This is a genomic window from Vibrio quintilis (assembly GCF_024529975.1).
Lineage (GTDB): Bacteria > Pseudomonadota > Gammaproteobacteria > Enterobacterales > Vibrionaceae > Vibrio > Vibrio quintilis.
This window is the reverse complement of the sequence record NZ_AP024898.1, coordinates 504,989-517,510: the sequence shown is the minus strand read 5'-3', so window position 1 is coordinate 517,510 and position 12,522 is coordinate 504,989. Positions and strand designations below refer to the sequence as shown.

At 44.4% G+C, this 12,522-nt stretch carries 9 protein-coding genes and 2 tRNA genes; 4 read left to right on the top strand and 7 right to left on the bottom strand.

Going from position 1 to position 12,522, the window contains the following annotated elements:
• Positions 1-12: 12 nt before the first annotated feature.
• Positions 13-801: a lipase family protein gene (locus OC443_RS20850; RefSeq protein WP_073580481.1), complete on the top strand. Its 789-nt coding sequence runs from the start codon at positions 13-15 to the stop codon at positions 799-801.
• A 36-nt stretch (positions 802-837) separates the two neighbouring features.
• Here OC443_RS20850 and OC443_RS20845 read toward each other — a convergent pair.
• The 6 genes from OC443_RS20845 to OC443_RS20820 form a co-directional block, all read right to left on the bottom strand.
• Positions 838-911: transfer RNA gene (locus OC443_RS20845), tRNA-Cys, on the bottom strand.
• Positions 912-938: 27 nt separating this feature from the next.
• A tRNA-Leu gene (locus tag OC443_RS20840) sits at positions 939-1,025 on the bottom strand.
• Between the two features lie 234 nt (positions 1,026-1,259).
• Positions 1,260-2,261: a hypothetical protein gene (locus OC443_RS20835; protein ID WP_262021782.1), complete on the bottom strand. Its 1,002-nt coding sequence runs from the start codon at positions 2,259-2,261 to the stop codon at positions 1,260-1,262.
• A 203-nt stretch (positions 2,262-2,464) separates the two neighbouring features.
• A complete protein-coding gene (locus OC443_RS20830) occupies positions 2,465-3,274 on the bottom strand; it encodes an NPP1 family protein (protein WP_073580445.1) in 810 nt (269 codons plus the stop codon).
• 465 nt (positions 3,275-3,739) lie between these two features.
• Entirely contained in the window at positions 3,740-5,185 is a 1,446-nt protein-coding gene (gene viaA, locus OC443_RS20825; RefSeq protein ID WP_073580443.1) for an ATPase RavA stimulator ViaA, read from the bottom strand.
• 12 nt (positions 5,186-5,197) lie between these two features.
• The gene (locus OC443_RS20820; protein ID WP_073580441.1) at positions 5,198-6,850 is read right to left on the bottom strand and encodes an ATPase RavA domain-containing protein; all 1,653 of its coding nucleotides are present in this window, start codon (positions 6,848-6,850) and stop codon (positions 5,198-5,200) included.
• 295 nt (positions 6,851-7,145) lie between these two features.
• Between OC443_RS20820 and OC443_RS20815 the strand changes: the two genes are divergently transcribed.
• Positions 7,146-7,667, top strand: coding sequence for an NUDIX hydrolase (locus OC443_RS20815; protein WP_073580439.1), 522 nt, complete (start codon positions 7,146-7,148; stop codon positions 7,665-7,667).
• Between the two features lie 158 nt (positions 7,668-7,825).
• Complete coding sequence (locus OC443_RS20810) at positions 7,826-8,566, top strand: TetR/AcrR family transcriptional regulator (protein ID WP_073580437.1); 741 nt, start codon at positions 7,826-7,828, stop codon at positions 8,564-8,566.
• A gap of 71 nt (positions 8,567-8,637) precedes the next feature.
• On the opposite strand, the gene OC443_RS20805 is transcribed toward OC443_RS20810, so the two are convergent.
• Positions 8,638-10,077, bottom strand: a complete 1,440-nt coding sequence (locus OC443_RS20805) for an FAD-dependent oxidoreductase (protein ID WP_200796897.1) — start codon at positions 10,075-10,077, stop codon at positions 8,638-8,640.
• Between the two features lie 407 nt (positions 10,078-10,484).
• Between OC443_RS20805 and OC443_RS20800 the strand changes: the two genes are divergently transcribed.
• Entirely contained in the window at positions 10,485-12,068 is a 1,584-nt protein-coding gene (locus tag OC443_RS20800) for a pectate lyase family protein (RefSeq protein WP_073580433.1), read from the top strand.
• The last annotated feature ends 454 nt before the right edge of the window (positions 12,069-12,522 follow it).

Here is a 12,522-nt window from a genome sequence, read left to right as displayed (position 1 = left end):
TGTCCAAATACTGTGAAACCATTAAAACGCTACCAATATGAACGTTATGCTGTTTTGTGTAAGCTGGCTTATCCCCGGGTTTTCAAACATACCCGTTATGGTTTTGATCCCGGCGGGCAAAGAATTATCAGAAACCGTTCCGGCAAAATTATGATCAGAGTCCTGTGGAGCAGCCACCGGGAAGAGGTCATTGTGGTATTCAAAGGCTCGCATTCCCCTTCAGACTGGATGATAAACCTTGCCGTATGGCTGAAAAGCTGTGAGAACTTCAGTCTCGATTACAGTATACATGCCGGCATGTATTATCTGCTTCAGCAGGAAAGCCTGCCCGCCAGAAATGAAGATAAACTGGGGCTCAGCGTCATGGCGCGTCTGGAAAGTATACTTTTTCCACTGATTCGGAAAGGAAAACGTATTTCATTTACCGGTCATTCATCCGGCGGAGCAATTGCATGTGTGGTTGCTGACTATGTTGAACATCACTTTCCCAAATCGGTCAAACGAATTGTCACATTTGGTCAGCCTGCGATTGGTAACTGGCGTTTCCATAAAAACTACCGGCTCAAACATAAAACCTACAGGATCTGTTGTGACATAGATATCGTCACCTTCCTTCCGCCTATCCCTTTTATTTATTGGCATGTCGGAAAGCTACTCTGGCTCTATAACGGAAGAATCTATGAAAATACACCCACAATTATCCGTCTGGGGCGCTCTTTCATCAGTTGGATCATCAGACCATTCTCATATCATTTAATGAGCAAGTATATAAGAAATAAAGATTTTTTTGATGACAGATGAAAAGTCAATATTCAAAACTTTGAACATCAGGGGAAATGGAGGCGCGTCCCGGAGTCGAACCGAGGTCCACGGATTTGCAATCCGCTGCATAGCCACTCTGCCAACACGCCACAATATAATATACAGAAAGGATAAGATGGTGCCCCGGGCCGGACTTGAACCGGCACAGCGCGAACGCCGAGGGATTTTAAATCCCTTGTGTCTACCAATTCCACCACCAGGGCAACGCATATATGCGATGGTAGCACCATCAATGTCTTCAACAAGACGAGGTGTTTCGCTCTCTCACTGCTCAGAGAACGATGCGTACTCTACCCAAATGAAAAATTGAGTCAACTATAATTTTCATTTTTTTTATCAGATGATTAAAAAGCACGCTTCACTGATGAGAAAAAGCACACTTTGAATAATGTGTGTACTTTTTCTCTGTTCTGTCGGGGGATAGATACAGATATGCGTTATTGCAAACCCTTCTGACCGGACTCCACAAAATCACCCAAAATTTGCAGTGCTGCACTGCGAAGATAATAAGACTGACTGGTATCATTGGACAGTTCTGACAGTTTACTTTGTACATCTGAGGCTAATTTGCCACGTTTCAGATTATATAGTGTCTGAATCGCAGCCAGTCTCATATCTTCATTTTTATCATCGAGATAACGATCCGCCAGCTGATTCAGTGCTTCAGCATTATCTGCTTCCAGCGCCGCCAGACTGGTTAGAGCTGCCGGTTTAAATGTTTCATCACCATTGACTATATAATCGTCCAGTAAGCGGGTGACCTGACGTTTACTGTCATCCTGTACAGATAAATTTCCCACACTATGAATGACCATCCGAACAACCGGCTTTGTCTCCGGTGCGTAACTTCCCCAGATAACGGATTCCAGCATTTGCGGGGCCTTCCCGTTACGAATCATCCGGGTTGCCAGATCACCCCCGAGTTCCTGCAGCGAACCACTCTGGTTCTGCAGTAGTTCCATTGCAAAATTCATCGCCAGTGGATCAGCACGGGAAGATAACATCTCAATCAACACCGACTTTGTATCGTAAGAAGCGCCGGAGGACAAAATAGTCTCCATAGTTAAGTTAGCTGCTTCCTCATTTTTCAGAATGCTTTCCTGAATCGCTTCCAGCTCTTCCTGTGTAAACTGACCTTTTTCCAGGTGGCTGATCAACGTCTGCAGATCCTGACGATAGATCGACGGTGTAAATACCGGCTCATCGTCAGATTGACCAAGCAATGATTCCTGAGCCAGTTTTTCTTTTGCCTGCTCACTGACCCACTGCGTCAACAAAATGTGTTCATCAGGATCGACCACCGGTTCACCGGAAGAACTCTCTTTTTCCGGGGGGTTAATGTTACTCCGATGGATCTCAGGAAAATTATCAATAAATCCCGGATACATAATAAACAAAATTAACAAACTATTAATTAACAAACTAATAAAAAATAGCACATGGTATTTTTTTCCGCACACAAAAAACCCCTAATATTATTTTAATTTATATCAATACATCCAAAAAAACAAAAATTAAACAAACAGAATATAAATAAACCAACTGCTCATTATAAATTTAACCTTGCTTATTATAAATAACGATGAAGGGTTATCTCACCCTCCACCGGTCATTTTATGTTTAATACAGATGAATCAATATATTATTTAGAGTTCCACATATCCTGAGAAGACCAGGATGGGTAGCCTGATGGCTTAAAGCGGTTTACAGCACTCAGCATATGCTCATGGGTAACCGGCACATTGGCCCGGACATAATCGAATTTACTCAGGTTCTCTGTCAGCTTTTTATTACCGACATTCCCCTTCATGGTATAGAAGCTGGCAAGCGGTGGACGCACCCACTTTCCTGTTGGGTTTTCAGCCTTGCTCTCTCCCCACTTCGCCATACGGAACGCATGAGTCAGGCCGCCATCTTTATGATAAACCGCTTTCGGATGATTTCCGTCTTTAGGCACATCTTTCCAGGCTTTGGTAGAAAGTTTGCCATGTGCACTGGTACTGAAATGAGTTGGCTGGCCATTACGGGTCCAGACCACGGTATATTCCCAGTCATGACGGTGTCCGAAAGCATCAGTTCCCGCAACCGCCTGATCTTTTTGGAAATAAAGGGCATATACATGCGCGCAATAAGTCGCATTGGTCGTTTTACACACATAACGGTGGTAGGTATTCGATAAATTCATAAAGCCGCTGTGGCGACATCCACCGGTGATTGAACCTGAATTCTTCAGCCCGCCATTTTGCTGACCGTCTCTTGATATCCCGGCATCAGGTAAACATCCATCGGAATCAAAATCAAAATGGGGTGCAAACCACAGAGCATAGCCATTCATGGGTTTAGTTTCCGGCAGCGCCTGAAAAAATTGCGCATAGGCATTTACCGCAAATAACGAAGACAAAGCACTGACAACCAGCCCCTTTGAAAATAATTTTCTAACTTCAACTGACATTGATAACTCCTTAAGTTTCGATATGGTTATGACTTTTACTGAAAAATAATTGAAATACTTCTCTAACAATTAATTCATATAAAAACCTATATGATACTGACATCAATTAATTAATTTTTTATGATATTTTTAAAAATGTTTTATTTATTTTGTTTTTAATTGAATATACACACTTATAAAATAAGATCAAACACCCACCATTTATATAATGCAGCTCATATAACATTAAAATAATAATTAATAGTAAAAGCGTGAATCATACCAAAAGTTAACCGGCGATTATAAATCATATGAATAATGAGAAATGTATGGATGGCTAACGCACTCAGAATGGATTACCGTCTTCCGGAAAAAATGATCAAAAAAACCTCATTAACAAACTGTTAATGAGGTCTTGCATCTTTGGAAGCTACTGTACCGAAAACGCTGGATCCGGTTGATTTCGTCTCATAAGAAAAGTGAAATTCAGCGGTGTTTAACTAACCGCCCCATCAACCCCGGATGATAAGACCAGCAATGGTCAAACATCCCCATAACCTGAGGATTACCATATTTGGAAAGCGTGATCGCGTGGAATCTGTTTGTCTGTTCTTTCAAAGCATTGACTTTTTCAATGACGTCCTTTGACTGTTTCGGTGCCATAAAGTCAGAGATCACCACTAGATCTGCATTTTTATAGATACCTTCCTGCATCTTTTTCACTGATTCGGTAATCGCAAGATTCAGGTCCGTACCGCCTTTAAACGTATAACTGAGAAAATCACAAACCTCACGTAAACCATCCTGTTTACTTAATTCGTAAGTAATCACCTGAGTCGAAAAAATCACAACATAGCATTCCCGGTTTTCTGCCAGCGCAATTTGCATCAAAGCATAGGCAACCGCTTTTGCACACTGTTCCGGGAAACCATTCATTGAACCTGATGCATCAATACAAACAACAAATGGACCTTTCTCAATATCTGCCTGCCGGTTAGAAGCTTTTGAGGTCATAACTTTCGAGAGGGTTCTCGATTTCCCTTCCATATGATAATTCAGCAGCCGTTTATCGATCAGGTGTTTGTAGAAGATAACCTCAAGCTCCGGGTGCGCCAGAAACAGAGTTTCGTTCGGCAGTAATTTATTCAGATCATCACCCTGATGAATCCCGACAATATCATCGGTTGCTTCATCTGATTTTTCTTCAACCAATGACAGGGTTTCTTCAGGAGCACGATACAGATCTTCATCATCCACAAGGCTCGCCATCCGGCCCAGACTTTTAGCAATCTCCTGTATATCTTTATGTTTCTTCAGAAATTCAGCATGCTTTTTCATGACTGAAATATCGCCCCGGCTCAATTTGGCGGAGGCCATATTCCATAATCGCCGGGTGCTCTGTTCGTCATCAGTATCTGTGACCGTGTCCATATGACGAAGGGTTTCAATACGCTGATACAGATCTTTGAGCACTTTTTCTTTATTCGCTTCCAGTTCTGTCAGCTGCGCCTGTTTTAAGGCATCAGATAAACTGCGATACCATTGATCACAGAAGTAGCGGGGAAACATCGGATTGCTGAAGTTGATCTTTTTCTCAGTTAACTGGCGGGCCTGAGTATAAAATGCTGAATGCCATTCCAGCTGTTGAACCACGTCTTGAATACGCTGGAAAAAAGTGACTTCATCCCAGTGAATGACCTGCTGATACAAAGCAAGTTCCTGCTGGAATCGCTCAGCCTCACACACTTTTGTCATGCGGGTTTTAACCTGATTCTGCCACTTCATCAAATGATTTTTAATTGAGGAATCAACGCCCTGATTTTCCACAACCAGCATGAGCTGTGTATTCATCATCAGTTCATTCACTGCAGAATCAACGACTCCAGAATCGGCAATCATCATCGCCAGGTTCACACTATCTGCCCCTAACATCGGTTACTCCTGCTACGAAAAATATTGACTGAGATGATTTAAACGCTGCGCATATCCGGTACATTTATCCATGGCGGAATCAAGCTGTTGTTGCAACTGCTGTAAAGTATTTTCCATTGCCACAGGCATTTCCGGATCAATAAAGTTATGCGGCAGCGCATCATGAAACTGGCGGTGAAGCTGACGCAAATGAAAAGCTGTTTGATCCAGATCTTTCTGAGTCTGTCCAATCAAATCAGTCCACCGTTCAAGGTAAGACAAGTCCTGCTTATGCTTCGTCACCAGGCAAAGAAACACAGAACGGTTCGCAATATCTTTAATGACCAGCCGGCTTTCAGAGTCCACATCCAGATTCAGAGAGCACAACTTAGCGTTTTCATTGGTATAACCGAATACTTCACCGCCACCATCACGAATCAGCTTTTCCAGCTCATGCACCGCCACATAAATCCAGCGGCAGTTCTTATCGAGGCTCTCCATTTCAGTGACAGTCACGTTATCCTGCAATAACACCAGTTTGACGAACCCAAACTGATTGCCGACCTGGAAGGTTTTCGCGCCACTCAAATCATAATGCGACACTTTTTTCTTAATCAGCCCGGCCGATGTCTCCTGAGAAAGCGTCATGGCAAATTGTGCTTCAAGTGAATCCTGAATGTCCCTGAGTGTTTCCTGAGCAATATCAATCTGACTTTCAACCTGCTGCTGATCAAACGCATGGCGCAGCGCAAATTCCCGGATGACATCATTGACAACAGCATAAGACTCCGGGCTGTTCCATAAACAGTCCTGTAATAAAAGCAGATCTAAAGGATTAATCGCATCGCGCCCGTTAAAGAAAGCACTCGCCTTCAAAAGTTTGACAGCTTTTTTCCAGCGACGATCAGACACATACATCGCTTCAGGGTCAGAAGGGAAACGCGCCTGAGCCGCCTGTTCAAGCAACGTTTTTAACTGGTACAATTTTTCGAAAACATCATTATCCAGTACTAACTTATCAAGCTTCGCCTGCCATAAATGATATTCTTCATCAGTGATTGCTAAACCTTCGGGAATATGTACTTCCTGTGGTGTACCGACGGTCAGCATCGATTTGAAATTGCGCTTATCCTGAATTCGGTTGACGTAAACACGCACCAAAATACGATCATACAAAGCTTCCAGGCCACTATCTGCATCAGGCAGTTCATTGGATGCAGAAACCAGCAGCCTCATTGGCACTTTCTCAATATCACTGCCATTTTTGAATGTTTTCTCATTCACAACGGTCAGCAGTGTATTTAAAATCGCCGGACCGGCTTTCCAGATTTCATCAAGAAAAACGACCTGAGCAGTCGGCAAATATCCCTGCGTCAGGCGGAGATAACGTCCATGATCTTTTAATTCCTGAATACTCAGCGGGCCAAAAACCTCTTCCGGTGTCGAAAAGCGGGTCATCAGATACTCAAAGTAAGAGCTATGATCAAACGCCTGAATCAGACGCTTAGCGATCAAACTCTTGGCAATTCCCGGAGGCCCTAATAAAAAGACACTTTCCCCGGCCAAAGCTGCCAGCAAACAAATCTTAATGGTATGCTCACGTTCATAGACACCGTCAGCTAAAGCATTTGCAAGATTATTGATTCGTTCAGAAAGTAATGCTTGCTGCGAATAATTGGTCGACATTGGTTTCACCCGTTCATCTTCTCACCGGAAATGAAAGTTTCTTTCATTTATGTAATTTATATATCGCTCATTATTTATTGTTATGTCGTTATATTTTCGCTGTCTCTCAGTTCATTCTTATAACAGATCTATAAATTGGGTGTTTAGTTGAAATCTATGTTCCCGAAAATGAGATGTCGATCACCAATTGAATATGGATTTATATACAGATATTTAACATCAAATCCCAGCTTGCCTCATTAGTCGATATTCCTTAAGATCAAAAAATTAACAAATACAAATGTAAAAAACATACATGAACAGAATCATTCATTCCTGGAAAAAAATTTCACTTATAGAGCAGGAAGTTACACTCCCGACCGGTGTAAAACTTCAGCACACAACCATTACTCATCCCGGCGCCACCGTTATTTTACCGGTGACCCGGGATAACAAAATCATCATCCTGCGCCAGTATCGCCCTTCAATTCAGGCATGGCTGTATGAGTTACCTGCCGGCACGATGGAGAGCGGAGAATCCCCGCTGGAATGCGCACAAAGAGAATTAGCAGAAGAAGCCGGACTGGCTGCAGAACAGTGGACAGAGCTTGGTCAAATCACCCCACTGGCAGGATTTTGTAATGAAGTTCAGCATCTGTTTCTGGCTCATGATTTAACAGAAACAGATGGATTCCAACAGGATGAAGATGAAGTGATTGAAGTTGAAACTTTCTCTCTGGCAGCACTGGAACAGAAAATAATCAATAATACGTTAACTGATGCGAAAACCATTGCCTGTCTGAGCAGAGCAAAACTGTGTGGTTTTCTGTCTGCCTGAGCCCGCAGGAAAAAGCAAACAGAATCGTTACTGGCGATAGTGTTATATCTCCGGTAGAATCACGCAAATTTATAGATGTCCTGCCAGCAAAGTCCTGTGCTTTCCGGTAAGGATTTATCATTGCCACCGACAACAAAGCAAAACAGCAGTACTCAAACATGACGACAAAAAAGCAAGGCCGCCGAAGTGCACAAGCTGCCGAGAATACCCGCCAGCAAATTATGCAGGTCGCAACCGATTTGTTTTGTGAATTTGGTTATGCAAGAGTATCTCTGAGAATGATCAGTGAAAAAGCTCAAATATCTCACAGCTTAATCCGTCACCATTTTGGGAGTAAGGAGCAAATCTGGTATAGCATCAGTGATACGCTCCATGAATGTATTGACCAGTACGGACTCAATATTCTGAATACCCTGCCGGAATCACTGGCAATTAATGAAAGAATCTATCAGTTTATGGTGCGGATTCTGGCTTTCACTTTAGTCTACAAACAGCCGATTCAGCTGATGGCTGATGTTGTGCGTCAGGAAGGTGAACGGTTCGACTACTTTGTCGGCCAGACCGGTGAAGTCGAACACTCAATCGACCAGCTGACAGCCATATACAACCGTAAGTACCCTGATAATCCGATTAAATTCTGGGAAATCAAATGGCAGATGATCATGTTTGCCCACAGCGCCGCCTCGCTGCAACCTTTTCTGATGAAAACCTGGGGAAATGAATGTGACAGTGAGCAGGACTGCCTGATGAAACACTGGCAAATGTATAACAACCTGCTGGCCGGACAGTTCCACATTCCGCTCCGGTCCCGGCTTAACCCCGGCACACTGGAAGAATTAATTGTAAATGACGCTTTCTGCTGCCCCTGTCAGCCTCTGTCAGGCAATCAGGCCCCGTAACGGGAATTTCCACTTTACCCCGCCCCGGTATTTGAATCGGTAATCCCGCCTTTATCAAGACGGGACAATATTCAGCGACCAACAATTTTAGCCAGCCCGGCCGGATAATTTCTTGACCCGGCCAGTTCAATCGCAAACTGTTCCACTTCTCCGGCCTGCAGAGAAGTACATACCGGATGCTGCTGCTCAATGGAGCCTTTATCAATATCCGTTTCATCACCGAGTTGCCATCTGGCAACAATTTTTCTGGCCGCTTCCAGCGCCGAAGAACCTTTCACAATCTCCATTCTTGCGTAATGATGCCGGCTGAAAGAAACATCTGCGGCACGAAGTGTGGCATCGTGTCCGGGAATTTGCTGAGCACCAAACAATGGTTTGCCAAACACTTCAGCATCACAGTAATCAGGAATAAATTGCCCGACATGAGCAATGGCACGCTCTGTTCGCACCTGAATCGCCTGCTCTTCCCAGCCATCGTCAAGCTTTGCCTGTAATTCCGCCGGCAAACGGGGCTGAGATGAATCACTTTTCGTCCGGACTAATCCGCCATCAAATAAAGTAATCTCGGTGGTCATACCATGCAGCTGAAACACACCGTCAGCATAAGGTGTTAACTGAGCCATTCCCTGCGGTGTTCCCCGTTGCCCGTGAAAAATCACCTCCGGCCAGATGTCATCCGAATGACGCCAGCGGGTCACGTAGGCAGCTTTAAACTCAACCATGCGTTCACAACGATGATTGGTCAGATCATCAATTTTTCCCGTTTCATAGCCGCAGGCATTGATCATGTAATCGACCTCCAGATCAGACAACTGACCATTTGAGTCTAAATACCTGAGTTGCCAGCGATTATCCTGAAACACAGAATCAACTAATGTCGATTGCGTCAACAAATGACAACGGGGAAGACGGGATAAGGTCAGCGCTGCCGTCGCAGCAAGCCGGAACACACTCCATCCATATTCCTGAACGACAATGACAGGAAACTTCAACCGCTCCAAATCAGCATGCCGGGCAAACGGAATCACCCAGTCATCAACCGATTCCGGCACCTCAGGCTGAACGGCGTCTTTGAGCTTTTCAAGGGCTTCGCGGGAATACAAACGATAATATATGCCCGGATCGCCCAAAACCTGATTGGCTGAATCTTCATCAACCAGCTGTTGATAAGTCTGTTTCACCAGTTCCAGACGCGGTAATAAGCTTCCCGGTTCCTGAGGATCGTCAAAGGGGGTGGCAATAATTGTTGGCCGCTTATTAAGCGTGTGCGGATACAGGCGCACGGTTTCAATGGACTGCCGGAGTAGCTGGAGACATTGAGACTCTGAAATCTCACGGTACAGATTTCCTCCGGCATGAAGATGACAAATAGGCGGCCCGTTCACCAGCCCTGCACCCCGTTCGAGCAGAAAGACTTCAACCCCCAGCTCCCCGAGGTGAACTGCTGCGGTCGCTCCGGCAACACCGCCACCAATCACAGCAACCCGGGGCACCTTATTCTCTGACGTAATATCCTGAATCATTGCAACTCATCTCTTTCGTATGATTTTTTCATTCTATCGGTCTGGTCACAGAATGAAAATCACATTTTTACTACGGGATTACCACATTTCACCAGACCATAACGAATCACCCTCTGCGCCAGTCAATATATATGTGTAATGTTGCAAAGGGTCAATTGATAACCTTAGACACATACATACGAAAAGGCATAGTAATGGGATCAGATAATTATATAGATTTTTCAAATATATGAACGCAGTTCAAACAATACAATATGCTCATGGATTGATATTTAACAGTCAATTATTATGTGACCGATTGCTTTTCAACCGATGCAATCGAATTAATCTATAAGCTGAATAAAATCTGTTCAGCCATAACATGAATACACAAAATTAATATTTTATGGTGAATTATGAAACAAATAACACGTCTGCTTGTTATCCCGGCCACCATTGCAACCTGCTATGCACTGAGCATACCTGAAGCCGCTGCTGCAAGCTGCTCAGCAAAAATCAGTGCTCAGTGGAGCAATGGTTATCAGATGGAGATAACAGTCAATAGTGAAGGTAATAATCTGCAAAGCTGGCAAGCCTCTCTGGATTTCACTCAGGCACCAAAGATAGTGAATAGCTGGAATGCTGACCTTGATGTCGACGGCACGCTGGTCACTGGCACCAGCTTAGACTGGAATGGCAATGTCCCGGCCGGGGAAAGTACTTCATTCTATATTCAGGGTGAAGGTTCAGGAAATTTTGCGGCGCCGTCCTGTACTTTGGCCCGTGCATCCTCTGACTCATCATCTGACGACGATACGACAGATTCAAACGACAACTCACAGACCGGTTCAACGGACGGTCCGGATGGTTACACCTACTGTGCCGGAGAAGATGAAACCTGTCAGTTCTCAGGGACAAGAAAAGTCGCATACGGTGCCAGCGGCAAGTTCAACTATCAGTTGGCAACAAACAGCATCAGTTGTGACAACAATACATTCGGCGATCCGATTTACGGCACAGTCAAAGCATGTTACTACGGCCCGCAGGAAGATGACGGCGACACAACAGGTGGCGACGACAGCGGTTCAAATACCTGTCCGGTGAAGCTCTATGGCTGGGCAACCGTTGACGGCGGTACAACCGGTGGCGGCAACGCTACACCACAGCGTGTGACCTCATTATCCGAACTGAGAAAACTGGCAAAAGACGATACACCACGGGTGCTTCAGTTATCAGGAACCTTCACAACCGGGAATGAACCGATCTGGATCGGCAGTAATAAAACACTGGTTGGTGTGGATAAAAATACCACCATTCAAGGCGGAATCCGGATTAAAAATGATCAAAACATCATTGTCCGTAATATCAATATACTGGGCAACAATACCGGCCGTCCGGTTGATTCAATCGGTGTCAGGTCTTCCCATAACATCTGGTTCGATCATTTAACGGTCACGGATGGCCCGGATGGTATTCTGGATCTGACAACCGGAACCGATCATGTCACTGTTTCCTGGTCTAAATTCTATTACACCAGCAAGAACCGTTCGCACCGTCTGGCATTACTGTTCGGGGGTGGTTCCAATCACGGTGATACCGACTCCGGTAAAAACAACCACACCATTCACCACAACTGGTTTGGTAAAAATATGGATCAGAGAATGCCACGCCTGTTATTTGGGAAAGGACATATCTATAACAACTACTACAATGCGCCCGGAAACTCTTACGCCATCGGTTCGGGCTCCTGGGCTTCATTATTGGTAGAAAATAACTACTTCAAAGACGTGAAGAATCCACATCGTTTTCAGGATTCAAATCCATCCTACATCACCGCCCGCGGCAACATCTATGATCACACATCCGGCCGGAAAGATACCGGTGCCGGAGGCAGCGGCAGCAACCCGCCAAAAGCATGGACAAACCCGCCATATCAATATCAGCTCGATAAGGCGAAAGATGTTCCTGCACTGGTTCAGCGCTGTGCCGGTCCACAATAACGTGATGCCGGTCTGATAAAAGAGGCCATTGATTTCAACCCTGTGCAGCAGCGACGCTCACAGGGTTTTTTCATCAGCATCGATTATCCTGCGCAGCAATCACACCTTATCCACATTTTGTCTTTTTCCGCTTGCTGTCTGATGCCTCAAAGACACGTTTTTATATAACCGTTATACCCAAATAACCTGAAAATGCAGGATTCAGGCTGTTTGGGTATAAACCATATAAAAACCAATAAATTGAACCATTTGTCATATCTCTTTACGGCTACTTTTTCTCCGGAAAAAAAGCATAAAATTTTCGAAAAAAATACTTGACTGAGTATACTCACAATTCAGAAATATCCTCTTTCTCTGGCGCATATATTCTCTAACATATTGAAGATTATGGGCTGATGTTCCATTCAGCATACGTCAGATATCAACTTATCCCAAAGTTTATCCACTGATTCTG

Coding starts and splice junctions, on each gene's coding strand:
- OC443_RS20830 (WP_073580445.1), bottom strand. CDS start 3,274: ATGTCAGTTGAAGTTAGAAAATTATTTTCAAAGGGGCTGGTTGTCAGT.
- viaA (WP_073580443.1), bottom strand. CDS start 5,185: ATGTTAGGGGCAGATAGTGTGAACCTGGCGATGATGATTGCCGATTCT.
- OC443_RS20820 (WP_073580441.1), bottom strand. CDS start 6,850: ATGTCGACCAATTATTCGCAGCAAGCATTACTTTCTGAACGAATCAAT.
- OC443_RS20815 (WP_073580439.1), top strand. CDS start 7,146: ATGAACAGAATCATTCATTCCTGGAAAAAAATTTCACTTATAGAGCAG.
- OC443_RS20810 (WP_073580437.1), top strand. CDS start 7,826: ATGACGACAAAAAAGCAAGGCCGCCGAAGTGCACAAGCTGCCGAGAAT.
- OC443_RS20800 (WP_073580433.1), top strand. CDS start 10,485: ATGAAACAAATAACACGTCTGCTTGTTATCCCGGCCACCATTGCAACC.